Raw genomic sequence first — 26,298 nt, 5'->3', positions numbered from 1 at the left:
ATTACCTTTCTTGCTTATTAAGCCATTTCATGTATTCGGTTGTACCTTCTGCGACTGTTTTAAATTCAATTGGACAACCTGTTTTTCTAAACTTAGACAGATCTGCCTGTGTAAAGCTTTGATAACGACCTTTTAAATGATCAGGGAAAGGGATGTAATCAATTTCGTCTTTTTTATGATATTTTAATGTAGCATCAGCGACAGATTGAAAGGATTCCGCACGACCTGTTCCGCAGTTATAAATGCCTGAAATATTGTTTTTCCAGAACCATAAATTGACGTCAACCACATCACCGACATAAATAAAATCACGTTTAAAGTTATCACTACCTGCAAATAACTTTGGTTTTTCGCCTTTATTAATTTGTTCATTTAAATGAAACGCAACACTAGCCATGCTACCTTTATGATTTTCTCGAGGACCATAAACATTAAAGTAACGGAATCCGCAAACTTGTGAGTTTGCCTCGGGTAAAATTCCTCTGACATATTGATCAAATAAAAACTTAGAATATCCATAAACATTTAGTGGTTTTTCATATTGTCGATCTTCGATAAAATTATCACTGCGTCCACCATAGGTAGCTGCTGATGATGCGTATAAGAATGGAATATTAAAATCTAAACAATAATGCAGTAAATCTTTAGAATAGTCATAATTATTTTCCATCATAAACTTACCATTCCATTCGGTGGTTGATGAGCAAGCGCCTTGATGGAAAATAACGTCAATATTAAGGTCTTCGTTCGAAATAATAGCAGCGATAAATTCGTCTTTATCCATATAATCGGCAATATCTAAATCAGCTAAATTAGCAAATTTAGTGCCATCAGTTAAATCATCAACGACTAAAATGTCTTTACGACCTTGATCATTTAAGCCTTTAACAATATTGCTACCAATAAATCCAGCACCACCGGTTACCACGATCATACAATTTTCCTTAACCAATAAATTTATCTGCTTATAATACCGATTTATGGCAAAGTTTTCGAGTGATCATTTAAAAAAGCATGAATGAAAGTGGGGTATTTATGAATTTATTTTATTTTCGCTGTTACTAAAATATACCTTGCTAAATGGAGATAAGGTTCTGTTTGGCAGTATTTTTGCTCCAGTTCTAATAATTGTTCAAAGTGGGTGTCTGCTTTGGATTTGTTGGTAAGATAATCGTGAAAAATGCGAATCCCCGTTTTTTGTAAAATAGTAAAATTAGCTTGAATAAGCCATTGATATACATCGTTTGGAATTCTTGGATAATCGGGCGAAAGTGTCTTTTTTTTGCGCTTAGCTAATCCAGCTTGTGTATAGCCAAAATTGCCTAATGTTACTGTTTTAAACAAAAGAGCATGATAGTTATAAAACATTAATGACAAATGCCCATCAGGCTTAAGATGTTTTTTTAATGACGTTATTAATTCAATTGGTTCAGCTACCCATTCTAATACCGCATGGCAAATAACTAAATCAAATTGTTGGTTAATTAAACTATCAAGTTGCTGAATAGAGCAACAAAGGCAATTGATAGTTAGATTTTCTGCTAGCGCTTTTTGTTTAGCTCGTTCCAGCATTTGTTCTGAAATATCACAAAGCGTTACTTGATGCCCAAGTTTAGCTAATCTACAGGCGATTTGTCCTTGTCCTCCACCTGCATCAAGTATTGTTATTGGTTTATTAGGAGGATAGGTCGCTAAGATCTTTTCTAGTTCTTGCCACACTATCGCTTCACGAATTTTACCTTTAGTCGTGCCATAAATGTTTTGAGCAAATTTGTTGCTGATATCATCAAAATTACGATCTTGTTTATTCATAGTTATTTTTGATTATTTAACTGCTTTGCTTCTGCATTTATTTGTTCTATTTTATTTGTCATTTTGTTATGGCATTGTTCCATTAAAGCTCTGGCATCTTCTTTGTTTAAGGTTTTGGTTTCGATAGGCTCTAGCATCTCAACAATAAAATGACCGTTATTTAAACGATTTAATTTGATATCATTAGTTTGAGATACACAAATTGGCACAATAGGTACGCCTGCAGCAATTGCTGCTTTAAACGCGCCAGTTTTAAAAGGTAATAATCCACGACCACGGCTACGAGTACCTTCTGGGAACATCCAAATAGAAATGTTGCGTTTTTGGATTTCATCAACCACTTGCCCAATTGTATCGTGAGCTTTTGATTTATTATTACGATCAATAAGAATATTACCTGTAAGATAGTAAAGCTGTCCAAAAAAAGGGATCCAAGCCAAACTTTTTTTACCTACAGTTACTGTTTTAGGTTGTACAACATCGGCTGCTACAACGATGTCATAATTATTCTGATGATTGGCAATATACACACAGCTACCTATTTTGCTTATATTAGGGTGAATGCGAGTATCTACTTTTACGCCAAATATCGGTTTAAAGAAAAATCCAAATAAGTGAGCGAATCTTGCTACGTTTTTTGGATTTCTTGGATTAAATAAGCAAAAAATGGTGCCCAATACACAAATAATAACACCAATTATCACAACACTAATTAGACGAAAAAGAAATACCATAATTTACCTCATAAGTTAACTTGGCGTATTATATACATAATCAACATTAATATACAGTTGTTAAATATTACTGTTTAAAAGGGTACTCATGCATAAATCGACTATTACTTGGAATGAAAATCAGATGCCTGTTTCTGTTTATTTTGGTGATGTATATTTTAATACGGAAGGGGCAATTGCTGAAACTACTTACGTATTTATTGATGGTAATGATTTATTTCAGCGTTTTGCTCAGCATCAAAAAGATACATTTTTTGTTGCTGAGACAGGTTTTGGAACGGGATTGAGTTTTTTGATTTTATGGGAAACGTTTTTAAATTTTAGGCGTCAGTATCCAAATCATAAACTTAAACATCTTACTTTTTTTAGTGTTGAAAAATATCCATTATCATTAGACGAATTAATCAAGATTCATGATAAGGTTATTTCTAAAAACTCGCCTTTATTTTTGTTAGCTAAGCGTCTTCAAACATATTTAATTGATACAACTTGTCAACTCGACAATGTTAGTTTGGTGATATGTTATGATGATATTAGCAACTACTCGAATTTTTTAGCAAAGCAAAATGTATTGATTGATACTTGGTTTTTTGATGGATTTTCGCCAGCAAAAAATCCTGATATGTGGTCAGAATGTTTATTTAAACATTGTTTTGAACTGACCGCTCCTAATGGTCGTTTTGCTACTTTTACTGCAGCAAGCTTTGTTCGTCGTCATTTAATTAATGCAGGATTTACTGTTCAAAAACGAAAAGGATTTGGTTCAAAACGTGAAATGTTAGTGGGGTATAAGTGATTTTGTTTTTTATCTATATTCATTACAGACATTTATCAAATTACGGTAAACAACACGAGCAATTCCCAGAATTAAGTAATTTTCTAGAAGTGATAAGTTAATTAATGTAACATATTAAACAATAATAACAATTTATTATTTATATTTTTATGAAAATAAAAGTAAGGTAAATAGGAGAACAAATGAAAGCTTTAAAAAACGTTTTACTTATATTAACCACGGCTATGGTTTTAACGGGGTGTGATGAAAAAAATGAGGAATATTATTTAAACAATATAGAGTCAGCCAATAAAAAAGTAGAGCAATGTAATAAGGATTTAAAAAAGGCATTTATAGCAAAGGATAAAAGTGGTATCGAAAAGGTAGAAAAAGATCCCGAATGTCGTGCTGCGATGTCTGCAATTCAAAAAGACAAAAAAATAAAGTATGAATTAGAAAAAAAACGTAAAGAGGACGAAAGGAAACAAGCAGTAGAGTCTGAAATGAGCGCTATCAGACAACAAGTTTCTGGTATGTCATGGGGTGAATCAGTTAATGAATATTTAAAGGTAGATGACTGTAAAAGTAGTTTCTCGTTTAATAAAAGCCCGAAATGTGAAGCTTGGGAAACGGTTTATAACGAAAAAGTTGATGAAGGTAAAAACGAGTTAAAACAGCTATCTTTTAATGAAATTAAAGCAAAAATGCAGTCTTTATGTAAATTAGATAAAAGAACAGGTTCTAATTGTAGTATTGCCCAAAAAGCCTTAGAAGAAAAGGCGGCTGATGAATTAGCTAATGCTGATATTCAAACCATTGAATCCAAAAAATCACTATATTGCGCAGAGGATCTGGTTTTTCTATCCGCTTGTAGCGTTAGTTGGGAAAAGGCATGGAAAAAAGAAAGTGATAAGTATGTCAAATTTTATACAGAAAATAATGCAGAATTTGTGGCTACATATAACTCATGCATAGATAGATTAGAAGCCGTTAAAGCCCAAAAATTAAACTGGAATGAGGAAAATAAATTACAAAAAGTAATAAAAGAAGGATATCCTTGTAGTCAGGTGAAGGATGCTTATTCAAAAAGAGGAATGGGATATTCTTGGTTTGATAAAAAAATTGAAGAATAATCCAATTAGTCGCGTCCTATTAGAATGGTATTGATTGTTAACAAAGAACTCGCTAAAAGCGAGTTCTTTGCGTTAATAGGTTTATAAACCTAGTCAAATCCTAAAAACCATGTCACTAGGCTAGCTTATTTTGGGATTTTAAATGGACGACAATTAAATTGTACTCAGAAGCTCAAGCGCTCTGAAATGAATCGAATCAATTTAATTGTTTTTATGACTAACAAAAAAGAACTTATTTTTGTAAAAAAACCGTCAGGAAAGGTATTGATTTTATTGAAGTTTTTATTTTGTTTTTTATGATAAAAATCAATCAATTATATACTATTGAGTAAAAGTAAATACTAATAACCTAATTTTATCGATGAGATACCTTTCTAGTCAAAATATTCGTAAAGATACGTTAATTTCCTGTTGTATTAAACATTTATCCTATTTAGATTCCACATAATAAGAAAATGGTTGCAGAATATTTTAGTTCTAATATTAAAATTCAAATTGATAAATCAGATCCAATGTTTGCGCTAAGCTTGATGTCGCATCCAAGTAAAGGTTTGGCATCAGTCTATAACGTAAAGTAAACGTTGCCAATGAATCAAAAATGCCAACACCATATTTTAGTTGTAAGTGAGGTAAGATATACCCACTAACCACGACCTTAGAGTTGTTCCCAGCGCCTTGCGTGTCAAGAGTTAGGTTTTTGATGCCAAATGCATTGCCGATATCACCAATATATTTGCCTGTTTTTGCTGTGCCAATACCAATCAGTAGTGCAGTCATCATGTCGCTATCACTTTGTTCAGCACTATCAAGCCCTTGACCTCGAATTAAGTACGATAAGGCTTCTTGTTGTGACATGGCCGGATCTGAAAACACTTCAACTTTAGGGGATTCCGACGATCCTGTAACACGAATTCCTGCCGTGATATTATTGTTTTCCATTGCTTCTGGATTGCGAATGGCTTCGATATCAAGTATTGCTTGATCTGTTGAACCTGAAAAGGTAATGACGCCTTTATGAATAATTAAGTCTTGTCCATAGGCATGGAATCGTCCTGTTGGTATTAATACTTCTCCATGCAGATCAAGTCCTTTATTAGTTTGTGTTGCAATCAAATTACCTTTAAGCGAGGCTTTTAAACCAAATGCATCGACACTTACTTTATCACCGATATCAATTTCAATATGGCTATAGATTTTCATGCCAAACTCTTGGGGTTTTATTTCTTTTCGATTGCTGTCAAGCATCACTTCGTCAGGTGATACATCAACACTTGATGCAGGCAGTGATTCAACCGTTATTTTCCCTTTAGGGATACTCACCTTTCCTAATAAGGTTATTTCATCTTGTGTGGCATTGATTTTTATATCAGGAACAATAGTCATAACAATCATTGGTGGTACTGAAACCTCCATTGCAGCACCATTAACAGTTAACGATGCTTGCCATTTATCAAAATTGTTCCAGCTAGCATTACCGTTAATATTAACGTTACCTGCACGCGTGGTTAAAACACCTTTTAATGTGGATGATTTACCATTGAAGTTAATATCAACCTTAGCGGATTTAATATCAATCGGTAATTGGTTTGATTGTATTTCGCTATGTTTCAGGTTTATATTACCTGTTAATAACGGATCATTTAATGATCCTGAAAATTTAACCATTCCATTAATGTCGCCTTTAGCATAATCTTTGCTGTCTAATAATGGATTAATAATTGCTAATGCTAAGTGATCTATCTTTAACTGACCACTTAATTTTTTTTGTTCATTTGGATCTATAATAGCAATATTACCGTTAATTTTGCCTAGTTGGTTTAAGTCAAAGTTCCAATCTAATTTAGCTTGTTGCTGATTAAACTCTGCATCAATTTTGAATAGTTTGAACGGTAGTGATAGTGCTTGCGAGGTGACCATTTGTTGAATATAAACATCATTACTTGTTACATTCGCTTTTATTGATGGTATTGTATTGTCGCTATTAAATTGGATGTTTATTTTACCATTAACGTTACCAGCAAGTGTTGTTTCACCCTCATTTAGTATTGGTAATTTAGATAGATTGATTTTTTTCAATGTGATACTGGTATCAGTATTTTTAGCTATCAATAATTGTTTATCAAGGCATATACTTGAATTTTCATTCACCCAACAGTGAGCATTAATGGCAGGTATTTGATTGTTGATATCATAAGATAAATCCAATGATTTAGTGAGCTGCCAGTTATTATTCTTGCCTAAATTGAGTCGTGCATGTGGAATTGTTCCGATCCATTTTGTGCGAGTTTTATCTAGTTGTCCTATTAATGAAGTTGTTAATGATGCTGGATTGCCATCGATTTTCATCGTTAGGGTGTGGTGGTTTTCGTTACCAGATAGTTCAATATTGGCATTTTTGATGGTTTGACTTGGCAGTTCTATTGATTGTCCAGTAAGCTTGATATCGCCACTAACTTGTTCTTTATATTCAATTTTACTAGTAAGATTAGCTTTAGCTACTTTGATTGAACCCAAAGAAAGTGAGTTAACCGATACATTGGTATTGATAATAGTATTGTTAGTTGAACCATTGAGTTTAATATCACCTACAATAGCGCCTTGCATACCATCAACTAATAACGATAATGATTCAAGATTTAGCTTAGCTAGTAAGTTGCCTTTTTCAATTGAGCCATTTAAATTGATTTGATTTTTTCCCCACCTGATTACAAAATCATCGGCAGTGGCTTTGTTTTCAGAATTAACAAATACGTTACCAGAGGCTAATAAATCAGCATGATTGACATTACCTTTTAATTGCAAATCGGATAATTTAAATTCCCATTTATCACCTTCTAATGAACCGGTTGTTTTTAGTTGACCGTTTAATCGAATTGGATAATTTGGCACTTCTTTGGTGATATCAACCTTATTGAGTTTTATGTTCGTATCCCATTGTAGTGCTTGTTGCCAATTGGCTGTTCCTGCTATGTTAATTTCACCTTGAGGTAATTTTATGATGCCATGATCAATGGTTGCATCTTGATTGGTGCCTGTACCTGCAATATCAAAGATTGTGTTGGCGAATTCTTTTCCTTTTAGATCGCCTTTTGCTGACATTTGATATTGTTGCACATTACCATTTATTGATGCCACAAAATCATTTAATTGATACTGTGCTTCTCCTTCAATTGGCCATTGGATGTGTTTACCTTCAATTTGGGTCATGATAGGTAAGTATTTTTCTATAAAATTGATGTGACCATTCATTTTGATTTGATTTAAGCCATCAAGGGTTGCGTTGGTTAACAGCTCTCCAAGCAATTTTCCTGAAAATTGTGCATTGAATTGGTTATGTTCGGTATTTGCTTTTACTAATGCCAATAGTGGCCAGTCATCACGTAATGTAATTTCACCCGACACAGAAGCATGCCCACTTGCATAAGGTGTTGTTGCATCGGTGTCTATTTTTTTTACAATAATACGACTATCAATAATATTTGTTTGAATTGCAACATTGTTAAATCGATAATCTTGTCCACCAATATGTAATAGCCAATTATTACCTGTTAAGCTTGTTACATTAATATCTAATGGAATGTTAACTTGAGGTAGTGATTCAATTAGAGGTTGATTAAATAGTTGTGTGATTTTTTCATTAAGTGCAATATTGTTGTCATCTGTTTTTTTTACGGGCACATCGATTGCTTTATTATCTGCAAAAATAGCACTTAGATCCGTTGCAACAGCAGGATAAACATAAATCTGTTTACTTGCCCATGTAGCTTTACCAGTAAAATCTGACATGCCAAATTGCATATCATCTACGGTGACGTTGACATCAGTTAGGTGAACCATTTTAAGGTCTATTGGTAACGGTGTTTTAAGCGTAAAAGGGGCTTCTGACGTAGGACTAGAATCAGGGCTGTCTGGCGTGCTTTCTATTTGCTTAGTATTAATATCAACCTTTACGCCGTTAGCATCAAACTGGCTTATGCATACTTCAGTTTTTAATAAACAAAGTCCTGCTAGCGAAAGTGAAGCATCATTAACTTGAACATTGACACCCGGTAATTCAAGCGAGAGCCCTTGTATATGCAGATCATGAAATGTGCCTTCAATTTTAGCTATCTTTAATTCAGGTAGAAATTTATTTAAAGCATAGGTGGTTAGTTTTACACCAAGGCTAGTATATATAAACAAGATAACAAAAATAATGAGAAAGACAATAACAGATAAAATGGCTATGCTTCGTTTTTTCCATTTTCGTATTCGTTTTAGTCTTTTTACTTTTTTAATTCTAACTAAATTTTTAGCCATATTATAATTCGCTTCCTAGACCAATATATAGGTGGATAGAACCCGTGTTTTTGTTTAGTGGTGTAGCTAAATCCATTTTTATGGGGCCAACAGGCGAAGCCCAACGAATGCCAACGCCTGTTCCTGTGTAAAATTTTGTCCTATCAACTTTGTCTATTGCTTCGCCAGTATCGACAAATGCGGCTCCCCACCATGAACCAGATAAATTATATTGATATTCAATTGAGCCTGTAATGAGTTTTGATGCACCTTTTAATTTGCCTTTTTTGTCTTTAGGCGAAATAGATTGATAGCTATAGCCTCGAATACTACGTTCACCACCAGCAAAAAATCGGAATGATGGTGGAACTCGGTCAAAATTACTTGCTTGTATAATGCCAAAATTACCACGAGCAATAAATCGATGTGATTTTTGGATAGAACGAATCCAAGATTGTTGTGCTTGAAAGCGAATTAAATTGATATCTGACCCTAATGAATCTCCTGCGGCTTCAATAGAGTAACGTTGTGAATCTCCCCACATTGCTAATAAATCACCATCTGAACGGATTCTAGATAAGCTAAGTGAAGGATAATACAAAAATGTTTTGAAGCTTGCATCACCTTGGGTAAAGTCATCGCGTAACATATTGAAACCTAAAGCAGTTTGCCATCCATAAAAATTATCCCAGTTGCGTAGCACTCCAAAGGTATGAGAACGTGAGTAAGTATCATTATTATCAATTTTTTTATAACCACCTTGAATCGTATAATACTGCTCAATAGGTGATTTTTTTAATGGTATTTTGTAACTCATGGTAATGATTTGTTCTGGTGAGGATAGTGATAAGTTACTTTGAAAGCTTTGTCCTCGGCTATTGAACCACGGTTTATTCCAGCCAATTTTACCATGTACACCGTTATCGGTTGAAAATCCTAAACCTAAGTCCATATTGTTTTTTTTACGTGGCGAGGTTTCAACATCAATTGGAAGTACTTTATCTTCTGTTAAATGAGGAAAATCAGGCACGACAACTACAGAATTAAACCAGTTTGTTGAGGTAAGGCGTCTATTTAATAATGATAACTTTTCAGCGGTATACTCTTCACCGTCTTTAAATGGCACAATATTAGCTAAATAATCGTCACGAATTTTGGCGTTATGAAAAGTCACTTTTCCAAGACGATAACGTTTGCCTGTAGTGTAATCAATATTCCAAAAGGCTTTATTTTCAGACGTGGAAACTGCTAATTGATGTTTAGGCATATCGGCATCAAAGTAACCTTTTTCTAGTGATAAACTTTGCAGGCTTTTTTTAAATGACTCATAAATACCATGATTTAATACATCGCCTATTTTAGGTAAGTTGTTTTTTAGTAAATAGTTAAAATCAGGATCTTGTTGTCCATCACCTGTTATATTCACATTAAGTTGCTCAACTAATGTAGGTGTACCTGGTGATATGTTAACGGTAAGAACTTTGGTATCTTGCACGTTATATTCGAAAGTGGGCGAATAATAACCTAAAGCACGTAATGCCTTTTTCACTTCACTTTCAAAATACCGCTTAAAATTAGGTGTATTTTCAACTTTATTGGGGGTAATTAATGAAATGCGTGCATCAACGTTGTCGGCTAATTCTCCTGATAATCCTTTTATGGATAATTTCATGTCAGCATAACTTGATGTTGCTGTCATTATCAAAAGTAAACCTAATGAGCAGGAAAATCGTGACACATATACCTCGTATAATATTAAGATTCGAGTAAACTTACATGACCAATATAAGGTAAATGACGATAGTGCTGTGCATAGTCAATACCATAACCTACTACAAATTCGTCGGGAATTGAAAATCCGATATATTTAACAGGCACGTCAACTTCACGCCGTGACGGTTTATCTAATAGCGTGCAAATTTCAATACTGCGTGGGTGACGCAACTTTAAAATAGCCATGACTTTACTTAGTGTATTACCTGTATCAATAATATCCTCAATGATTAATACATCTTTATCACGGATATCTTCATCTAAATCTTTTAATATTTTAACGTCACGATTACTAATTGTAGCATTGCCGTAACTTGAAGCTGTCATAAAATCAACTTCATGACCAATTGTAATGGCTCGGCTCAAATCGGCCATAAAAATAAAAGAACCACGTAAAAGCCCAACTAAAATAAGTTCGTTTTGACTATTTTGATAATCTTTACTAATTTGTTGTCCAAGCTCAATGACACGGTTTTGGATATCATCAGCAGATATCATCATTTCTAATGTATGTTTTTTCATTAATAATACTCAAATTATTTTTTCAAAAAATTAAATTAGATTCTAGCAATATTCCTTGATAAAAAGAATAAGTGAACCCATTTTTTATTAAATTAAGATAGGGGTAAACTTTCGCCTCTTATACTCAAATACCTAGTTATCTAAGATTTTTTGGCAACTATATTTTTCAGTTTTTTTTGTAAACGCCGTTTTTTAAAAAACTCACTTAAAATAGTGCTACATTCGTTAGCTAGTACTCCGCCAGTCACTTCAGCATAATGGTTGATGCCTTTCTGAGCAAGAATATTGACAAATGAACCTGCTGCGCCAGTTTTATAATCACTAGCACCATAAACAACACGTTTAATTCGACTATGGATAATAGCTCCTGCACACATAATACAAGGCTCAAGTGTGACATAAAGCGTTGTATTAATTATTCGATAGTTATTTAAATAGTTACCTGCCTGTTCAATTGCTATTATTTCGGCATGTGAGGTAGGATTATGTTTGATAATGGATTGATTAAAGCCTTCGCCCACAATTTGATTGTTCTGATCAATAATCACCGCACCGACAGGGATTTCCCCAAGTGATTCGGCGCGTTTAGCAAGCATTAAGGCATGCTTCATCCAAACTTCATCTGACATGTTGGTGTTATAGATTATTTAAATTCAAAACATCACGCATGTCATATAGCCCCGTCGGCTGTTTGGCAAGCCAAAGTGCCGCTTTCACCGCGCCATTAGCAAATGTCATGCGGCTAGATGCTTTATGACTAATTTCAACGCGCTCACCAATATCGGCAAAGATAGCAGTATGTTCTCCTACTATGTCACCGGCTCGGATAGTTGCAAAGCCAATAGCGCCATTAGGTCTTTCCCCTGTATGACCTTCACGACAGTAAACTGCACGATCTTTTAAGTTGCAATCAAGTGCATCTGCAATGGCTTCACCCATGGCTAATGCTGTACCAGACGGCGCGTCGACCTTGTGACGGTGATGGGCTTCAATAATTTCGATATCGGTATAATTGCCCATAATTTTGGTGGCTTTTTCCAATAATTTCAGCACTAAGTTAACACCGACACTGAAGTTTGCGGCAAAGACAATGGCAATATTTTTAGCGGCATCAGCAATTGCTTGTTTGCCTGCATCATCAAAACCAGTTGTGCCAATGATTATCATTTTTTTATTTTCAACACAAAAAGCTAAGTGGGCGAGTGTGCCTTCAGGTCGCGTAAAATCGATTAATACGTCAAATTGATCTTTAGCTTGCTCTAGATTATCGGTGACTTTAATGCCACAAATACCGATCCCTGCAAGCTCACCAGCATCACTACCAATTAGTGAGGAACCTGCTCGTTCAAATGCTGCGCCTAAGGTTACCCCCTTAATTTGTGAAACAGCTTGGATGAGTTGTCGTCCCATTTTGCCACCAGCACCAGCAATTGCGATACGAACCATATTTGTTGACATATAACTTTCCTTAACTTTTTGTGAATGTAGATAATAAATATTATAACGGAAAATAAATAACTTATACACGTTTGTTACTGGTAATATTTAGGATATTCTTCCTAACCAGAAAATAGCCAAGTCAAAAAAATGGACGCCAATTGCGTCCATTATAATTTATGATTTTTTAATTACTTTATAGTATTTTTAATAATTCAACATCAAAAATTAATGCGCTGTATGGTGGAATTGATGCGCCAGCACCTTGAGCACCATAAGCTAATTCTTGAGGAATATATAAACGCCATTTTGAACCTTCTGGCATAAGTTGTAACGCTTCAACCCAGCCTTTAATCACACCATTGACTGGAAATTCAGCTGGTTGTCCTCGTTCAACAGAACTATCAAATACTGTACCATCAATCAATTGCCCCGTATAATGAACTTGTACGCGATCGGTTGCTTTAGGTAATGCGCCATCACCTTGTTTGATGATTTCGTATTGTAAACCAGACTCAGTCGATTTAATGCCTTCTTTTTGGATGTTTTCTGCTAGAAAATCTTTACCTGCTTGAGCTATTTTTTCGGCTTGCTTAGCCTTTTCTTTCGTTGCTTGTTCATGAACATGACGTAAGGCATCATGTAATTCTTGTAGCGGTAGGGCAGGTTGATTACCGGATAATACATCTTCCATTGCTAATTTTAACGCATTAAGTTCTAAATTTTTTAATCCAGATTCTTTTAATTGCTGTCCAATTTGTAAGCCGATTGCATAGCTTGCTTTTTGCTCGATAGTTTCTAACTTCATTTTTTACCTTTATATAGTTGATTGGTGAGCTTTATTAATAAGGTGATCAGTTTGGAGATACATAAATAAAAGTCAAGTGATAATTCATATTATCAAACCTTATTACTATTTCATTACATAACTTCGAAAGAATTTATTAATTTGGCTAGCACTTAATTAAAAGATCAGCGATAATACGGATCATTAAATTTTAAAGAATGGATTAAGTGTAGATGTTGTTTCATAAATTTTCCGCACTTGCAATTGTAACTAGTGTTTTATTAACGGGTTGTTCTGTTGTTGATCGTTGGGTCTATAGACCTGATATCAATCAGGGTAATTATGTGACACCAGATGCTATTGAGCTATTGCAAGTTGGGCAAAGCAAAGAGCAAGTTGTGTTTATTATGGGCTCGCCAATGTTAACTTCTGTTCTTGGTGATAATGTTTGGTATTATATTTTCCGCCAACAACCTCAACATGGTGAAGTTAGTCAAAGAAGTTATGCTGTTTATTTCGATGATATGGGCATTGTGAAAGATATTAAGGCTTCAGAATTAGAAGGCTCCAAATCATTAGAAGAGATGAATAAACAAGGTATATCAGACCCAGTTGATACTAAATCTGACGACGATAATCCTGAGTCTTGATCAAAATATAAATAAAAATCCTCGTTTATTAACGAGGATTTTTATTTTTTGTATATGTAAAAAGTATTAAGATAACTATTAGTAATAACTACTGCTAAATGAAGCAATAATAGAAACAATAATTATCATATATATAATGAAAAATAGTATTGAAGCGATAAATGTTATTAAAGCATATTTCCAATAGCCATACAGGTTTTCAATAGCATCAATAATATCATTTTCTTTTTGAACACTTGCAGCTAAGCTAAATGCGTTTCCTGATTTAAAAAGTTTTACCCCAGCAATGATTTGTGGAATACCAATAATAGCAGTGATTATACCTAGACAGGTAAGAGCGCCTACAATTATAAAAATAACGCCAAAAATTTGCTGCATAATAGCAATAAAACGCATATGTTTTATTAATAATTCAGTAGGTTGAAAAGAAATTGCATTTGTTTTATTTGTATCCATTTTTATTCCTTATGTTGTTGCTCTATCTGAAAGCGGGTAATAGAATAACAGTTTTTTGATTATTGTCGAGGTGTTTTTTGCATAACTGTTTACGTTTAAATCGTTTTTCCATTGCCCCTATGCTTGATTGGACAGATAAACATTGCCGTTATTTTCATAGAATTCTAACAAAACAAACATTGCTATATACAGAAATGGTGACAACTGGTGCTATTTTATTTGGAAAAGGTGATTATTTAGATTTCAATCATGAAGAACATCCTGTTAGTTTACAACTTGGCGGTAGCGATCCCAAAGCATTGGCACAATGTGCAAAATTAGCGCAAGAACGTGGTTATGATGAAATCAACTTAAACGTAGGTTGTCCATCAGATCGAGTGCAAAATGGTATGTTTGGTGCTTGTTTAATGGGTAATGCAAATTTAGTGGCTGACTGCGTTGAGCAGATGCAAGCCCAGGTTGATATTCCTGTAACGGTAAAAACAAGAATTGGTATTGATGATTTTGATAGTTATGATTTTTTATGTCACTTCATTGAAACTGTAATGCCTTATACTAGTACGTTTATTGTGCATGCTCGTAAAGCTTGGCTATCAGGGTTAAGTCCAAAAGAAAATCGAGAAGTGCCGCCACTTGACTATGATCGTGTTTATAAACTCAAACAAGATTATCCCCATTTGATGATAGCGATTAATGGTGGTATTAAAACTATTGATGAAATCAAATATCATTTACAGCATGTTGATGGTGTGATGGTAGGTCGTGAAGCTTATCAAAATCCGCTTTTACTAACCCAAATTGATTCACAAGTTTTTGGGCTAAATACCCCAATAGTTGAACCAAAATCAGCAATTCGAGCGCTTTATCCCTATATTGAGCAACAATTAATGCAAGGGGCACAACTAAATCACATTATGCGTCACACTTTAGGGTTATTTAATGGATGCAAAGGCGCAAGACAATGGCGACGTTATTTGAGTGAGAATGCTCATAAAAAAGGTGTGGGAATAGAGGTGGTTGAGCAGGCTTTAACGTTCATCCGATAATAATTCATAAAATAATAGCAATTATTTTTACTTAAATGGCGATAATTGCGTGTAGCTAGTCTATCGTTATATACTAGCTTACTACTTTCATAATGGTTTTATTTTGTGCGTTTAAATTCAAGTCAACAAAAAGCTGTCGAATATGTTTCAGGCCCTTGCCTTGTTTTAGCGGGAGCAGGTTCTGGAAAAACTCGAGTTATTATTAACAAAATTGCCTATTTAATTCGTGTTAAAGAATACTTACCACGCCATATTGTTGCGGTTACTTTTACTAATAAAGCGGCCCGTGAAATGAAAGAACGTATAGCGCAATCACTTAGTAAACAAGAGGCGAGAGGGCTTAAAATTTCAACCTTTCATACGCTAGGGTTAGATATTGTTCGTCGAGAATACAAGCATATAGGTATTAAATCCAATTTTTCGCTATTTGATGATCATGATCAAACCGCATTACTTAAAGAGCTAACTCATCAATGGTTAGAAGGCGATAAAGACCTGATTAATCAATTACGTTCGACAATTTCTAATTGGAAAAATGATATCGTTGATTCCACTCTTGCTATGGCAAGAGCGCAAACAAATAAAGAAAAGCTATTTGCTCACTGTTATCAGCTTTATGAAAAGCAGTTAAAGGCATGCAGTATTTTGGATTTCGATGATCTTATTTTACTACCTACACTATTACTAAAAAATAATGAGGAAGTGCGTGATAAGTGGCAAAATAAAATCCGTTATTTACTGGTTGATGAATATCAAGATACTAATACAAGTCAGTACGAGTTTATTAAATTACTGGTTGGTAATCGAGCCAAATTTACGGTTGTTGGTGATGATGATCAGTCCATTTACTCATGGCGAGGAGCAAGGCCACAAAATTTAGTATTACTAAAACAAGATTTTCCCAACTTAGAGGTCATAAAACTCGAACAAAACTACCGATCTTCAGGACGAATTTTGAAAGTTGCTAATATTTTAATTGAAAATAATCCGCATATTTTTGAAAAAAAACTGTTTTCAGAACACGGTTATGGTGAGGTATTAAGGGTTATTTCGGCTGATAGTGAAGAGCAAGAAACTGAAAAAGTCGTTAATGATTTAGTGGGGCACCGATTTGCTAATAATAGTCAATATGGTCAATACGCCATATTGTATCGTGGCAACCACCAAGCACGTCTTATTGAAAAAATGTTAATGCAATATCGCATACCGTATCGAATATCAGGAGGGACTTCATTTTTTTCTCGTATAGAAATTAAAGATTTAATGGCATATTTGCGTTTATTGACCAATCCTGATGATGATAATGCATTTATCCGTATCATTAATACCCCAAAACGTGAAATTGGTCCTGCAACTGTTCAAAAACTAGGTGAATGGGCAAATCATCGTGGTGTTAGCTTATACCAAGCTAGTCACGATATGGGGTTAACTGAATTACTTTCTGGTAAACGGATGGAAACACTGCATACGTTTATCCATTGGTTTGATACACTAATTCAAAAATCACATAGCGAACCAATGGACGCAATTCATGAGCTGTTGCATGGCATTAATTATGAAAGTTGGATTTATGAAACGTCAACTTCCCCAAAATCAGGTGAAATGCGTATGCGTAATGTCGAACAGCTCGTTAGCTGGTTAAATGATATGTTGCAAGGTGATGATATTGATGAAAGTATGACGCTTGAACAAGCTGTAACAAGATTCACTTTACGTGACATGCTAGAACGTAACGAAGCAGAAGAAGAGCTAGATCAAGTGCAACTTATGACTCTACATGCCTCTAAAGGGTTAGAATTCCCTTACGTCTATTTAGTGGGTATGTCTGAAGGTTTATTACCACACCAAAACAGTATTGATGAAGATAATATTGAAGAAGAGCGTCGCCTCGCTTATGTTGGTATTACTCGCGCACAGCAAGAACTAACTTTTTCATTTAGTCGGCAACGTAAACAATTTGGTGAAACAATATATACCGAACCTAGCCGTTTTTTATTAGAACTTCCGCAAGATGATTTGGTATGGCAAGATCAACGTAACGAACTATCTCCCGAAAAGAAAATGCAACAAGGACAAAGCCGATTAGCTATGTTAAAAGCTCAAATAGCCAAGTCTAAATAAGTATTAAAAATAATTAGTTATTTAAAAATGTAGCCAAATAACTAAAATTTAAAGATAACAACATTTAATGTTATATATTAAATAAATTGTTTATAAGCTGATGATATCTATGACTTAAATTGATGATATTTTGTCAATTCAATGCAATAAACCATTAAAAATCATTGACGGATCGAAATAGCTTTATATAATACACAGCGTCTAATTAAAAAACAATTCTAGTCTCCTTAGCTCAGCTGGATAGAGCAACGGCCTTCTAAGCCGTAGGTCACAGGTTCGAATCCTGTAGGGGACGCCATTAAAATCAACAACTTAAATCAATTTCCAATGTTTTATAAAATTTAACTGCTTAAGTTACTGCTTAAGTTGGGTTTTAGCATTTATTTTGCCTTTTTATGACTGTAGGTTATTTACATGAAAGGCAAAGCTCAATTTTGAGCTTTGTAGAGATTTGTCATAGGAGGGGTAGATGGTTTTGGTGCTATTTCTGTTGCAGGACTTCGCCAGTTCTACAATAATGTTCAATTTCGTTACGAGCAAAGCCTATTAATAGACCGTCCGCTTTTCTATATTTAGGTTTTGGGAATGCGCCTTTTTGTACCCACCTCCAAATAGTGGGTTTAGTCCTATTTACCACAAGACAAACATCATCCCAAGTCATATAATGTTCATTAATATTCATGGTTCACCTTAAATATTTCGCCAAATTTGGCGTTATTCATTTGAGTTATCCCTCAATGGGGGATATTGTTTATTTATTTAACTCTGATGGTTTCTTCTCAACAATCTTCATAAATCCAACACCGAAATACTTAATATAAAGATCATTAATAAAAAATAGCATTTCGTTAGCCATACCAAGTCTTTCCTCATCCCAGCTATCAAGTGCAGTATGCACCTCGTCTGCAATAATGCCGAATGCATTAGCGGCTAAAGCAGACTGATTTAAAAGTGCACCAGCTATAAATGAGCCGAATTGATTGCGTATATCTTCATTAGAAAAGTTATTAAGTAAATTAGAATCATTTGTAACTGAAAAATCTGCATTTGGGTTATGCTTTTTTGCGAACAATATGAATTGCTGTCTTACCGCATTTGCCGCAGCTTCATTTAATTCACTGTTAATAATCATTTTAGTTAAGCTCATCTTTATGTCTCCTATTTAACATGTACGCATCAATTAAATTTAATATATAAACTTTTATATTTTTATTAGAACAGCCTCCACTCAAAACGTAATCTCTGAAATCTTGAACACTGAATGTTGGGTGCTTTTTGCTTAATCTAGCTTCAAGGTTTAATATTTTTTTATTTAGTTTGAGTAATTCACGATCAACATGGAAGCAACGGTAAAATTCACCGTAAAACTTTTTTCCTGCCTTATCCGCGTCAACTTTTGTTATTTTGTATTTTTCCATTAGTCGCTTTTACCTTGTGTTAATTGATACTCAATAGCAGAACGGAATCCTTGCGCAAACACATCAAAGATTTGTGCTGTATCGTTTTCAACATAGTTGTTTAAAGCTTTGATATTTGGGTCACGCACCAGTGAAAAATCTAGCTTATTTTTAACAACAAATTTTTCAAAACAAGTGTGAACAGTAAACATAAGATTATTCATTGGATGATTCCTCCATTTTTATAAAAGCATTTTCTATAACGCCTTTTAATATCAGTAACGCAGAACCGAATTGATTCATGGTTTCATCATCCACAGTAGTTAAATTAGCACAACGAAGCGTGTCAGCAATAGCACCGCTACCGTCATTTGCGATACTAAGCACTTCTCTTAATTCTTCTTTAGAGGCAGATGTTGATAATAAATAATTAACTGGGTTATACATGGGTTATACCTCCATATGTGATTTAATGGCTTTTATTCCATTTTCGTTGTAACGAAAGTTGGTGACTTGCTTATCTGAATGTTCAGCTTTATCTAGCACAAAGATACCGTTTTCTGCCGTCTTCAAATTGTACTTATTAGCAATTAGTCCTACTTTATGACCTGATATTCCCAGTTGTGCACCGACTTCTTTTGCTGAATAAGTTTGACCATCTAGAGTAGGATAGGGGACAACAGAACCAGCGATTGGATTAATTAACTTAGCATAGATAGCTTGTTTTGATGGCGAACTCAAATTAGATAAGTGGCCACATAATTTTTCAGCAACGTTATAAACTTCTTTTATCGCTCTCGCTTTTCTTAATTCTGGTAATCCTGAGTTGTCGATTTTTGGTGTAGGTGTAAGCTCGCCTTTTTTGTAATCCAAAAATACTTGGTTAACCGTCAACTGAAATTTTGGACTGATCCAACCGGCATAAGAAATGGCCAAAAGTTCGTGGGCGAAAGTACCTTGATTAATACCGCCTTTTGTGACAGTGATTATTTCTTGACCGAAGGCAGAATTCTGCCTTAGCTCTTCAATAAGTTCTTGAGTAGACTTTGTGGCTAACCACGCTTTAGGTCTTTTAGCATCTTTGCCCCCACTAGCTTTATGTAGCGCATTAAGATTATATCGACCTTGCTCATCGGTTGTAATTGAGATTCCAGCTATTACTGGACAAGATAAATTGTTTTTGATACTATTTTTCATGGTTTCATTCCTAAGTTGTTGGTTTGATTTTCCCCTTTGATGGCGGTCTTAGGGGATTCACTTTTTGCCTTTTTACTGATTTCCATAAGTATTTGTGGGAATACTTCATATATGCAATTGAGATCACCCGTCTCTAAAAATCGATTATGAATCTTGGTTAAAGGTTCGATAGCATTTATGCATCTATTATTTAACTGCTTTATCACATTAGGGATTTCTTTTGCTGAGAAAAGAGCATTAAATAATGGCTTTTCCCCTTCACGAATAAAAAGGGATATAAGTGGCTCATCTAAAAAATATCCTAAGCTGAAATTACTCATTTTTATTCCCACCCAACAGGCTTTGATAATTTTTCTAATTTATTTCTTATGTTTTCAATAACATCAGCAACCAACCACGCCGAGCTATTAATTTGGTTATTGGCATAATCTCCGTCTGGTTTTGTTACTGTTAGAATTAACCCGACAACGCCTTTCAACTGTAATAATTGGCAATCAATTTCTTCATGCTCATCAGCGGTTAATTGAGTACATACATTCTTGTCGTTCATTTTTTACCTCATTTTTGTCTTGGTAAGTTATCTAAAGCTTCTAATGTCTCTTCTAACCGATCTGCTATCATCCAAGCGCAAGTGTTAACGTGGTCGTTTCTATTGTCGGAATCTGGGGATGTTGTTTCATTGATTAACATTGCCACCGCTTTCATTTGAATTAACGTTTCTTCTATTTTTTCCCGTGAGTTGTGGTTTAATAAATAAATATTCATTAGTAGCCCCTATTGATGTTAAATTTTGTTATCTCACTGATAACTTACTAAAGGATCTAAAAAGATCTCTTAAAACCAATAATAACTATAGTTATAAATTTAGTCAATATTAAAGTTATAAATAGTTATATTTTTTGTAGACAGTTAAAACTATTTGATTAAAAAGTTTTAATTTTGGGATTAATATTGTGGTTATAATAAGACAGCTTGCATTAAGTTTATTTGATTTGGATGTAAGTAGAGCACAGAAAAACCGCCGAAGCGGTTCTATGTGTTTTATTTGGAACTATTATCTTTTACGTCTGAATATTCTGTGTTCAACCATGGTGCCAACTATTCTTATTTGCTGAGTTAATGTACTCATTGTTGTGTAATCAGGATTTAGCGGAATTAGCTCAAACTGAATTCTTTCATGCTCATCATATCCTAACTCTCGATATTTCTTGAACGTAGCTTCTGATTCGCCGTTCATTGCAACAACAAATTCACCGGGAATAGGTTTAATAACAGGATCTATAATGACAACATCACCTTCTTTAAATTCTGGCTCCATTGAGTCGCCTTTTATTTGTAATGCAAATGCTTTATCTGATAATTCCAAAGATGTCATAATGTATTCAAATCCTGTTGAATCTCTTAATTCACATGATTCAGTCCAAACTCCTGCTTGAACATAACTAATTAAAGGTACTTGGCGAGCCTTTAGCGCTATGGGTTCTACATTTTTTACTTCTTTCTCTTTTCCGCTTAATAGCCATGCCATATCGCATTTAAGAGCAACGGATATTTCATATAAATAGCGAGGTTTTTTTACTTCTCCACTTTCAATTGCTTGATAAGATTGTTGTTTTATTCCAACCTGCGAAGCTACTTGTTCTTGCGTTAAATTCAATTCTTCTCGTCTGGCTCTAATTCGTTGACCAAAATTATTCATTTTAAAAATCTCTTTTAGTTTTAGTCTAGTATCGATGATTGCCACCAAACACGCCCTAAAATAGTTATCTCATCTTGAAGCACTATTTCATCATCATAGCCTGAGTTGTAACTTTTAATTTTAATTTGATTGCCTGGCAATTTTTCTAAAATTTTTATTCTTAATAAACCATCATGATTGATTGCATAAATTTTCCCATCTCGGATATGTCTATCAGCCCGATCAATTGCAACTGTTGCTCCATCTCTAAAAACAGGTTCCATACTGTCTCCGTAAACGGTTAAGCAAACAGTGCAATTTTTATCAATTCCATATCTTCTCATTGTTGATTTAGATAATCTAAGCTTGCAACCGTTGTAATCTTCTATGTCGTCAGCAAATCCATTGCCAGCTGATAATCGTATATCCTTATAAAACGGCACTTCTACCTCATCATCATCAAGCGGTGTATTACTATCCCAATCGTCTATTGTTCCTAAAATTTTTGCATTAGAATTTATGTTACCTTTTTTCATTTCTCCTGAACCAGTTGTTAACCAAAACAGATCAACGTCTAACGCATTAGCTATTTCAACTAATTTTCTGGATGAGTTAGATCGTCCTGATAGTATTTTCTGAATTGCAGGCTGACTAATTCCTACTTTTTCTGCTAGTTGGTGCTGCGATAGTCCTGACATCTTGAACGCTAATTTTACACGCTCGTTAAAGTTACTTTGCTCCATTTCAGACCTTATTTAATGAATATGATTTATTGAATACATCATATAACTATAGTTATTTTAAGACAACACAAAAGTTATTGATTTGAGTTATTATTTAAGTTATATTTAGTTATTATTAAATATTAATTTTATAACTTTGAGAATATTGATGAATAAAAATAGAAGCATTCAGTTAGCAATTGAAATTCTTGGAGGGCAAAAAAAATTAGGAGAAATAACAGGAACAACTCAGCCAAATGTTTGGAAATGGCTACATAACAAGCAAAAAGTCAAAGCTGACTATGTACCGTTAATTGTTAAAGCAACAAATGGCGTAGTTAAAGCGTGTGAGTTGCGCCCTGATTTGCCAGAGTTATTTCCGCCGGAATGATTCTCATGACATCAATCTATTGCTTACCCGAAACTTATTGCAAAGATGATGAAAAGTGGATCATCGAAATGTTATCAAAGCTACCTAAGCGAGTTAGGAAAAGGGTATCTGCGTTATATACAGATGTATTTATAGCCGAATATAAAAAAGAGCCAATAGCACACAAAAAGGAGAATAAGGCTCGTAGAGAAGCCAATACAAGGCTTCGTAAATATGTAAAACGTTATTCAAGTGTAATGAGTTGTCAGGTCTGTGAGCCGCCAATAGTTATGCTGTAACGAAAATCCTCAACATGTTTTTGAGGTACTCATCAAGAGAGAGAAGCGGCTTTTGATGGGTAAGGGCGGGGGTGCTTGGTAGTTTAATAATACTACTGAGTATATATATTTTATAACTATTCCAAAGAAAGAATTATTTATATAGATCTTAATTATTATATAGGGGCATGAATGAAAGCTGAGATTATAACAATACTATCCAAGCAGTTTGATAAGACGACGGTATCGGATAAGCGGTTTTTTATGTCGGCATTGATTGCTAAGTTGAACCTAAATGGTTATGTGGTTGAGAAGGAGGCGAAGCATCCTTTCTTGGAAAATGCAAAGATCAACCTCAAGGTAAGTAAGAGCGGTAAGTCTTGCTGGATTGAGCTTGATAACAAAAGCCCTCGTATTCGCTCACTGGAGCGTATTCAGTCACTAGGTGAACATGGTGAGCAAGGTTTTATTTTGTTGAGAAATAGTTTTTTATCTCAGCACAAAACGTTAGGCATTGATGTGGTTTCAGCGAGAAGGTAATCATGCTTAATATCACTCCAAATCACGCTCAAAAAAAGGGACTTGCTGAACTTCGTCAAAACTGGAAGGAACACCGCACATTCATGGTTAGTAGCCCAACAGGGAGCGGTAAAACAGGTCTTGCCGCATTCATTACTGATGGTTTTATTAATAACAATATGCGCGTGTTATTTATTGCTCCGTACACGGTTTTGATTGAACAAACAATGGCTCGTTTTGTTCAATACGGGATTGATGAAAATCTTATTTCTGTGATTTGGCAAAAGCATGAATTATATGACCCAAGAAAACCGATTCAGATAGCCAGTGCCGATACTTTGATTCGCCGTGAACTTCCTGCTGATGTCGATCTGATTATCATTGATGAAGCTCATTTAAAACGTAAAAAGTTACTGGCATACATCAAAGAAACATCAGCAAAGGTTATCGGGTTATCAGGAACACCGTTCGCAACATTCCTAGGGCAATATTACGAAAAACTCATAAAGCCAACCAGTATGAAAGAATTAATACAACTTGGTGAGTTAAGCCCTTATGAATTCTATGCACCAACTAAGCCCAATTTAAAAGGTGTTAAATCTCATAACACAGCGATGGGGAACGATTACAACGAAGATGAGCTAGGCGAAATTATGTGCGGTGCTGATTTGGTGGGTGATTTAGTACAAAACTGGTTAGAACACGGCAATGACTTACCGACAGTTTGCTTTTGCGTCAATGTTAAGCACGCAAATTATGTCACTATCCAGTTTAAAAAATCGGGGATTAACGCTGAGGTTATGACAGCTAGTACTCCACAAGATGAGCGCAAATTAATTATTGAACGGTTTGAGTTGGGCATTACTAAAATCCTTGTCAATGTTGGTGTACTTGTTGCTGGTTTTGATAGTGATGTTCGATGTGTTATTTATGCCCGTCCAACGAAGTCAGAAATCAGATGGGTTCAGTGTATTGGTAGGGGACTTAGGACAGCAGAGGGAAAAGATAAGTGCGTTATTTTTGACCATAGCGGAACGGTTCACCGTTTAGGTTTTCCTGATGATATTGAGTATGACAAATTACCGTCAAAGGATGATGGTATGAAGGATAATAAAATACAAGAACGCCAAATTACCGAGAAAAAGCCAAAGGAATGTCCGTCTTGTAAATTTATGAAGCCTATTGGTGTTTATACATGTCCTAAATGCGGTTATGAGCCATTAGCTAATGAAGATGTTGAAACAGACGAAACCCGTAACATTCAAAAAATCAACAAAGGTAAGCGTACTGAGTATAGCCAATCAGAAAAGCAATCTTGGTGGTCTCAAATTTTGTTTTATCAGCATCAAGTAGCACAAACTAAAAATAAATCATTAAGCGATGGATGGTGCGCTCATGTTTACCGAAGCAAGTTTGGCGTGTGGCCAAGAAAGTTGAATTATTGCTTAAAAGAAATTGGTCCTGAGGTGAGAAATTTTATTTTAAGTAAACAAATTGCATACGCTAAAAGTCGTGGGGTATCAACACAAAAAATACAGCAAGACTTATCGTTAGCAACTGATGAAGTATTATTAGGCGGTCAAGCATGAGAACCGTGGACGCAATCAAGTATCACATTCCTGCTGTTTTAGCGCATTATAATTTGCCTCCAATCACTGGAGGTAAGCATTATTGTGGTGAATGTCCTATGTGCGGTAAGAAAAACAAATATCGCATGGATAACAAAGACAATAAAGGGACTTGGATTTGTAGTTGTGGTAATGGTGATATTTGGAAGTTATTGCAAACAACCCAGCAAAAAGATTTTAGAACGTTAGCGAAAGAAATCGATCTGCTGATCGGCAATTCATACACTAATAATAATCAACCTAAACCGCTAAGAAGCAATATAAATGAGCTTAGGAACAAGGTTATTAAGAAATTTAATAATCTTGAATCACTAAAAGGAACTCAGGCAGAAAAATACCTCAATAATCGCCATATTACGTTACCTGCTAATGTATGCAACATAAAGTATTCACCAAGCGAGGGAAAGGGAAATACTGCATTAAGTGCTATTTATGCATTAGCAACGGATCTTAACGGAAACCTGTGTTATCTGCATCGCACGTTATTAAATGGAGACAGTAAAGCAAACATTACCACACCCAAGAAGCTAAATAGTTTACAGGATGAAAATTATCTGACTTATGCAAAATCGGTAGCGATTCGATTATTTCCCGTTTCGTCAACGCTTGGCATTGCTGAGGGGATAGAAACAGCTTTGTCATGCTATCAAATTTATAAATGTCATACATGGTCTACTATCAATGCGGCATTTTTAGAAAAATTTATAGCACCGCTTGGCGTTAAGCATCTGATGATTTTTGCTGATACTGATTGGAATTTAACAGGACAATCAGCCGCATTTAGGTGCGCTAAGAATAACCTTTTATCAATACATAACGATGTTGAAAAGGTAACGATTAGATGGCCAGAAAAAGGTGATTTTAATGATGTGCTGATCCAGGGGCTAAAAGTTTATGAATGGGTGAGCTTAAAAGAGAAAAAAGGGGAGTAGGCGTGACTTATAAAATAACAAATGCAAAGCATAAAAAATATATCAAAGAATTC

General features: G+C 34.7%; 31 protein-coding genes and 1 tRNA gene. 11 read left to right on the top strand and 21 right to left on the bottom strand.

The features are described 5' to 3' along the window. Position 1: 1 nt before the first annotated feature. The 3 genes from rfaD to GQ596_RS06735 form a co-directional block, all read right to left on the bottom strand. The gene (rfaD, locus tag GQ596_RS06745; protein WP_160400916.1) at positions 2-934 is read right to left on the bottom strand and encodes an ADP-glyceromanno-heptose 6-epimerase; all 933 of its coding nucleotides are present in this window, start codon (positions 932-934) and stop codon (positions 2-4) included. A 107-nt stretch (positions 935-1,041) separates the two neighbouring features. Then, positions 1,042-1,812, bottom strand: a complete 771-nt coding sequence (locus GQ596_RS06740; RefSeq protein ID WP_160400915.1) for a methyltransferase domain-containing protein — start codon at positions 1,810-1,812, stop codon at positions 1,042-1,044. Positions 1,813-1,814: 2 nt separating this feature from the next. After that, positions 1,815-2,546, bottom strand: a complete 732-nt coding sequence (locus GQ596_RS06735; RefSeq protein ID WP_160400914.1) for a 1-acylglycerol-3-phosphate O-acyltransferase — start codon at positions 2,544-2,546, stop codon at positions 1,815-1,817. An 88-nt stretch (positions 2,547-2,634) separates the two neighbouring features. Here GQ596_RS06735 and mnmD point away from each other — a divergent pair, with 88 nt between their 5' ends. Both mnmD and GQ596_RS06725 read left to right on the top strand, forming a co-directional pair. Continuing rightward, entirely contained in the window at positions 2,635-3,342 is a 708-nt protein-coding gene (mnmD, locus tag GQ596_RS06730) for a tRNA (5-methylaminomethyl-2-thiouridine)(34)-methyltransferase MnmD (RefSeq protein ID WP_160400913.1), read from the top strand. A gap of 182 nt (positions 3,343-3,524) precedes the next feature. After that, positions 3,525-4,454, top strand: coding sequence for a hypothetical protein (locus tag GQ596_RS06725; RefSeq protein WP_160400912.1), 930 nt, complete (start codon positions 3,525-3,527; stop codon positions 4,452-4,454). Positions 4,455-4,937: 483 nt separating this feature from the next. Here GQ596_RS06725 and GQ596_RS06720 read toward each other — a convergent pair whose 3' ends face one another. The 6 genes from GQ596_RS06720 to GQ596_RS06695 form a co-directional block, all read right to left on the bottom strand. Continuing rightward, entirely contained in the window at positions 4,938-8,753 is a 3,816-nt protein-coding gene (locus GQ596_RS06720; protein ID WP_160400911.1) for a translocation/assembly module TamB domain-containing protein, read from the bottom strand. Between the two features lies 1 nt (position 8,754). Further along, entirely contained in the window at positions 8,755-10,431 is a 1,677-nt protein-coding gene (locus GQ596_RS06715) for an autotransporter assembly complex family protein (protein WP_160400910.1), read from the bottom strand. A gap of 56 nt (positions 10,432-10,487) precedes the next feature. Further along, positions 10,488-11,027, bottom strand: coding sequence for a hypoxanthine phosphoribosyltransferase (gene hpt / locus GQ596_RS06710; protein ID WP_160400909.1), 540 nt, complete (start codon positions 11,025-11,027; stop codon positions 10,488-10,490). Positions 11,028-11,167: 140 nt separating this feature from the next. Further along, the gene (gene tadA, locus GQ596_RS06705) at positions 11,168-11,656 is read right to left on the bottom strand and encodes a tRNA adenosine(34) deaminase TadA (protein WP_160400908.1); all 489 of its coding nucleotides are present in this window, start codon (positions 11,654-11,656) and stop codon (positions 11,168-11,170) included. Positions 11,657-11,663: 7 nt separating this feature from the next. Further along, positions 11,664-12,485, bottom strand: a complete 822-nt coding sequence (gene dapB, locus GQ596_RS06700; protein WP_160400907.1) for a 4-hydroxy-tetrahydrodipicolinate reductase — start codon at positions 12,483-12,485, stop codon at positions 11,664-11,666. Positions 12,486-12,660: 175 nt separating this feature from the next. Next, positions 12,661-13,272, bottom strand: coding sequence for an FKBP-type peptidyl-prolyl cis-trans isomerase (locus GQ596_RS06695; RefSeq protein ID WP_160400906.1), 612 nt, complete (start codon positions 13,270-13,272; stop codon positions 12,661-12,663). A gap of 212 nt (positions 13,273-13,484) precedes the next feature. On the opposite strand from GQ596_RS06695, the gene bamE reads away from it, so the two are divergent. Next, the gene (gene bamE / locus GQ596_RS06690; RefSeq protein WP_160400905.1) at positions 13,485-13,901 is read left to right on the top strand and encodes an outer membrane protein assembly factor BamE; all 417 of its coding nucleotides are present in this window, start codon (positions 13,485-13,487) and stop codon (positions 13,899-13,901) included. Positions 13,902-13,979: 78 nt separating this feature from the next. Here bamE and GQ596_RS06685 read toward each other — a convergent pair whose 3' ends face one another. Beyond that, the gene (locus GQ596_RS06685) at positions 13,980-14,357 is read right to left on the bottom strand and encodes a DUF5362 family protein (protein WP_160400904.1); all 378 of its coding nucleotides are present in this window, start codon (positions 14,355-14,357) and stop codon (positions 13,980-13,982) included. 119 nt (positions 14,358-14,476) lie between these two features. Between GQ596_RS06685 and dusA the strand changes: the two genes are divergently transcribed. From dusA to GQ596_RS06670, 3 genes are all read left to right on the top strand, one after another. Next, positions 14,477-15,403 (top strand): tRNA dihydrouridine(20/20a) synthase DusA, encoded by a 927-nt coding sequence (gene dusA / locus GQ596_RS06680; RefSeq protein WP_160400939.1) that lies wholly within the window; start codon positions 14,477-14,479, stop codon positions 15,401-15,403. A gap of 105 nt (positions 15,404-15,508) precedes the next feature. Next, complete coding sequence (rep, locus tag GQ596_RS06675; RefSeq protein WP_160400903.1) at positions 15,509-17,524, top strand: DNA helicase Rep; 2,016 nt, start codon at positions 15,509-15,511, stop codon at positions 17,522-17,524. Positions 17,525-17,745: 221 nt separating this feature from the next. Further along, a tRNA-Arg gene (locus GQ596_RS06670) sits at positions 17,746-17,822 on the top strand. Positions 17,823-18,005: 183 nt separating this feature from the next. Here the strand turns inward: GQ596_RS06670 and GQ596_RS06665 are convergent. From GQ596_RS06665 to GQ596_RS06615, 11 genes are all read right to left on the bottom strand, one after another. Beyond that, positions 18,006-18,185, bottom strand: a complete 180-nt coding sequence (locus tag GQ596_RS06665) for an AlpA family transcriptional regulator (RefSeq protein ID WP_160400902.1) — start codon at positions 18,183-18,185, stop codon at positions 18,006-18,008. 90 nt (positions 18,186-18,275) lie between these two features. Continuing rightward, positions 18,276-18,671, bottom strand: coding sequence for a hypothetical protein (locus tag GQ596_RS06660; protein ID WP_160400901.1), 396 nt, complete (start codon positions 18,669-18,671; stop codon positions 18,276-18,278). Continuing rightward, complete coding sequence (locus tag GQ596_RS06655; RefSeq protein ID WP_160400900.1) at positions 18,658-18,942, bottom strand: hypothetical protein; 285 nt, start codon at positions 18,940-18,942, stop codon at positions 18,658-18,660. Before GQ596_RS06655 ends, GQ596_RS06660 begins: the two co-directional genes overlap by 14 nt. Then, positions 18,942-19,145: a hypothetical protein gene (locus tag GQ596_RS06650; protein ID WP_065590903.1), complete on the bottom strand. Its 204-nt coding sequence runs from the start codon at positions 19,143-19,145 to the stop codon at positions 18,942-18,944. The genes GQ596_RS06655 and GQ596_RS06650 overlap by 1 nt, the downstream gene beginning before the upstream one ends. Next, a complete protein-coding gene (locus GQ596_RS06645; RefSeq protein WP_160400899.1) occupies positions 19,138-19,368 on the bottom strand; it encodes a hypothetical protein in 231 nt (76 codons plus the stop codon). The genes GQ596_RS06650 and GQ596_RS06645 overlap by 8 nt, the downstream gene beginning before the upstream one ends. Before the next feature lie 3 nt (positions 19,369-19,371). Next, positions 19,372-20,118 carry a KilA-N domain-containing protein gene (locus GQ596_RS06640; RefSeq protein ID WP_160400898.1) on the bottom strand — a complete coding sequence of 249 codons (747 nt, stop codon included), beginning with the start codon at positions 20,116-20,118 and terminating at the stop codon, positions 19,372-19,374. Next, positions 20,115-20,438 carry a hypothetical protein gene (locus GQ596_RS06635; RefSeq protein WP_160400897.1) on the bottom strand — a complete coding sequence of 108 codons (324 nt, stop codon included), beginning with the start codon at positions 20,436-20,438 and terminating at the stop codon, positions 20,115-20,117. Before GQ596_RS06635 ends, GQ596_RS06640 begins: the two co-directional genes overlap by 4 nt. A gap of 2 nt (positions 20,439-20,440) precedes the next feature. Then, complete coding sequence (locus GQ596_RS06630; RefSeq protein ID WP_160400896.1) at positions 20,441-20,668, bottom strand: hypothetical protein; 228 nt, start codon at positions 20,666-20,668, stop codon at positions 20,441-20,443. An 8-nt stretch (positions 20,669-20,676) separates the two neighbouring features. Continuing rightward, positions 20,677-20,883 carry a hypothetical protein gene (locus GQ596_RS06625; RefSeq protein ID WP_091123782.1) on the bottom strand — a complete coding sequence of 69 codons (207 nt, stop codon included), beginning with the start codon at positions 20,881-20,883 and terminating at the stop codon, positions 20,677-20,679. 289 nt (positions 20,884-21,172) lie between these two features. After that, positions 21,173-21,817 (bottom strand): LexA family transcriptional regulator, encoded by a 645-nt coding sequence (locus tag GQ596_RS06620; protein WP_160400895.1) that lies wholly within the window; start codon positions 21,815-21,817, stop codon positions 21,173-21,175. Positions 21,818-21,837: 20 nt separating this feature from the next. Further along, positions 21,838-22,539, bottom strand: coding sequence for a helix-turn-helix transcriptional regulator (locus GQ596_RS06615; protein WP_202113764.1), 702 nt, complete (start codon positions 22,537-22,539; stop codon positions 21,838-21,840). 148 nt (positions 22,540-22,687) lie between these two features. Between GQ596_RS06615 and GQ596_RS06610 the strand changes: the two genes are divergently transcribed. From GQ596_RS06610 to GQ596_RS06590, 5 genes are all read left to right on the top strand, one after another. Next, positions 22,688-22,909, top strand: a complete 222-nt coding sequence (locus GQ596_RS06610; protein ID WP_091123774.1) for a helix-turn-helix domain-containing protein — start codon at positions 22,688-22,690, stop codon at positions 22,907-22,909. Between the two features lie 5 nt (positions 22,910-22,914). Then, positions 22,915-23,187 carry a hypothetical protein gene (locus tag GQ596_RS06605; RefSeq protein ID WP_160400894.1) on the top strand — a complete coding sequence of 91 codons (273 nt, stop codon included), beginning with the start codon at positions 22,915-22,917 and terminating at the stop codon, positions 23,185-23,187. A 171-nt stretch (positions 23,188-23,358) separates the two neighbouring features. Then, positions 23,359-23,706: a hypothetical protein gene (locus GQ596_RS06600; RefSeq protein WP_160400893.1), complete on the top strand. Its 348-nt coding sequence runs from the start codon at positions 23,359-23,361 to the stop codon at positions 23,704-23,706. A gap of 2 nt (positions 23,707-23,708) precedes the next feature. Further along, the gene (locus GQ596_RS06595) at positions 23,709-25,274 is read left to right on the top strand and encodes a DEAD/DEAH box helicase (RefSeq protein WP_160400892.1); all 1,566 of its coding nucleotides are present in this window, start codon (positions 23,709-23,711) and stop codon (positions 25,272-25,274) included. After that, positions 25,271-26,245, top strand: a complete 975-nt coding sequence (locus GQ596_RS06590) for a primase-helicase zinc-binding domain-containing protein (RefSeq protein WP_160400891.1) — start codon at positions 25,271-25,273, stop codon at positions 26,243-26,245. The genes GQ596_RS06595 and GQ596_RS06590 overlap by 4 nt, the downstream gene beginning before the upstream one ends. Positions 26,246-26,298 lie beyond the last annotated feature (53 nt).

Origin of the sequence: Gilliamella sp. Pra-s60 (genome assembly GCF_009795755.1) — a bacterium.
Classification (GTDB): domain Bacteria; phylum Pseudomonadota; class Gammaproteobacteria; order Enterobacterales; family Orbaceae; genus Gilliamella.
The sequence above is the reverse complement of the archived record's forward strand: the minus strand, read 5'-3'. Positions and strand labels throughout refer to the sequence as shown.

What these genes read in the sequence shown, in the direction of transcription:
- GQ596_RS06590 (WP_160400891.1), top strand. Translation starts at nt 25,271, where the DNA reads ATGAGAACCGTGGACGCAATCAAGTATCACATTCCTGCTGTTTTAGCG.
- GQ596_RS06660 (WP_160400901.1), bottom strand. Translation starts at nt 18,671, where the DNA reads ATGAGCTTAACTAAAATGATTATTAACAGTGAATTAAATGAAGCTGCG.
- bamE (WP_160400905.1), top strand. Translation starts at nt 13,485, where the DNA reads ATGTTGTTTCATAAATTTTCCGCACTTGCAATTGTAACTAGTGTTTTA.
- GQ596_RS06620 (WP_160400895.1), bottom strand. Translation starts at nt 21,817, where the DNA reads ATGAATAATTTTGGTCAACGAATTAGAGCCAGACGAGAAGAATTGAAT.
- GQ596_RS06655 (WP_160400900.1), bottom strand. Translation starts at nt 18,942, where the DNA reads ATGGAAAAATACAAAATAACAAAAGTTGACGCGGATAAGGCAGGAAAA.
- GQ596_RS06630 (WP_160400896.1), bottom strand. Translation starts at nt 20,668, where the DNA reads ATGAACGACAAGAATGTATGTACTCAATTAACCGCTGATGAGCATGAA.
- GQ596_RS06615 (WP_202113764.1), bottom strand. Translation starts at nt 22,539, where the DNA reads ATGGAGCAAAGTAACTTTAACGAGCGTGTAAAATTAGCGTTCAAGATG.
- mnmD (WP_160400913.1), top strand. Translation starts at nt 2,635, where the DNA reads ATGCATAAATCGACTATTACTTGGAATGAAAATCAGATGCCTGTTTCT.
- GQ596_RS06740 (WP_160400915.1), bottom strand. Translation starts at nt 1,812, where the DNA reads ATGAATAAACAAGATCGTAATTTTGATGATATCAGCAACAAATTTGCT.
- hpt (WP_160400909.1), bottom strand. Translation starts at nt 11,027, where the DNA reads ATGAAAAAACATACATTAGAAATGATGATATCTGCTGATGATATCCAA.
- tadA (WP_160400908.1), bottom strand. Translation starts at nt 11,656, where the DNA reads ATGTCAGATGAAGTTTGGATGAAGCATGCCTTAATGCTTGCTAAACGC.
- rfaD (WP_160400916.1), bottom strand. Translation starts at nt 934, where the DNA reads ATGATCGTGGTAACCGGTGGTGCTGGATTTATTGGTAGCAATATTGTT.
- GQ596_RS06715 (WP_160400910.1), bottom strand. Translation starts at nt 10,431, where the DNA reads ATGACAGCAACATCAAGTTATGCTGACATGAAATTATCCATAAAAGGA.
- GQ596_RS06685 (WP_160400904.1), bottom strand. Translation starts at nt 14,357, where the DNA reads ATGGATACAAATAAAACAAATGCAATTTCTTTTCAACCTACTGAATTA.
- GQ596_RS06635 (WP_160400897.1), bottom strand. Translation starts at nt 20,438, where the DNA reads ATGAGTAATTTCAGCTTAGGATATTTTTTAGATGAGCCACTTATATCC.
- GQ596_RS06595 (WP_160400892.1), top strand. Translation starts at nt 23,709, where the DNA reads ATGCTTAATATCACTCCAAATCACGCTCAAAAAAAGGGACTTGCTGAA.
- GQ596_RS06725 (WP_160400912.1), top strand. Translation starts at nt 3,525, where the DNA reads ATGAAAGCTTTAAAAAACGTTTTACTTATATTAACCACGGCTATGGTT.
- GQ596_RS06650 (WP_065590903.1), bottom strand. Translation starts at nt 19,145, where the DNA reads ATGAATAATCTTATGTTTACTGTTCACACTTGTTTTGAAAAATTTGTT.
- GQ596_RS06735 (WP_160400914.1), bottom strand. Translation starts at nt 2,546, where the DNA reads ATGGTATTTCTTTTTCGTCTAATTAGTGTTGTGATAATTGGTGTTATT.
- GQ596_RS06720 (WP_160400911.1), bottom strand. Translation starts at nt 8,753, where the DNA reads ATGGCTAAAAATTTAGTTAGAATTAAAAAAGTAAAAAGACTAAAACGA.
- GQ596_RS06605 (WP_160400894.1), top strand. Translation starts at nt 22,915, where the DNA reads ATGACATCAATCTATTGCTTACCCGAAACTTATTGCAAAGATGATGAA.
- GQ596_RS06610 (WP_091123774.1), top strand. Translation starts at nt 22,688, where the DNA reads ATGAATAAAAATAGAAGCATTCAGTTAGCAATTGAAATTCTTGGAGGG.
- GQ596_RS06625 (WP_091123782.1), bottom strand. Translation starts at nt 20,883, where the DNA reads ATGAATATTTATTTATTAAACCACAACTCACGGGAAAAAATAGAAGAA.
- GQ596_RS06640 (WP_160400898.1), bottom strand. Translation starts at nt 20,118, where the DNA reads ATGAAAAATAGTATCAAAAACAATTTATCTTGTCCAGTAATAGCTGGA.
- GQ596_RS06600 (WP_160400893.1), top strand. Translation starts at nt 23,359, where the DNA reads ATGAAAGCTGAGATTATAACAATACTATCCAAGCAGTTTGATAAGACG.
- GQ596_RS06695 (WP_160400906.1), bottom strand. Translation starts at nt 13,272, where the DNA reads ATGAAGTTAGAAACTATCGAGCAAAAAGCAAGCTATGCAATCGGCTTA.
- dapB (WP_160400907.1), bottom strand. Translation starts at nt 12,485, where the DNA reads ATGTCAACAAATATGGTTCGTATCGCAATTGCTGGTGCTGGTGGCAAA.
- GQ596_RS06645 (WP_160400899.1), bottom strand. Translation starts at nt 19,368, where the DNA reads ATGTATAACCCAGTTAATTATTTATTATCAACATCTGCCTCTAAAGAA.
- GQ596_RS06665 (WP_160400902.1), bottom strand. Translation starts at nt 18,185, where the DNA reads ATGACTTGGGATGATGTTTGTCTTGTGGTAAATAGGACTAAACCCACT.
- dusA (WP_160400939.1), top strand. Translation starts at nt 14,477, where the DNA reads ATGCTTGATTGGACAGATAAACATTGCCGTTATTTTCATAGAATTCTA.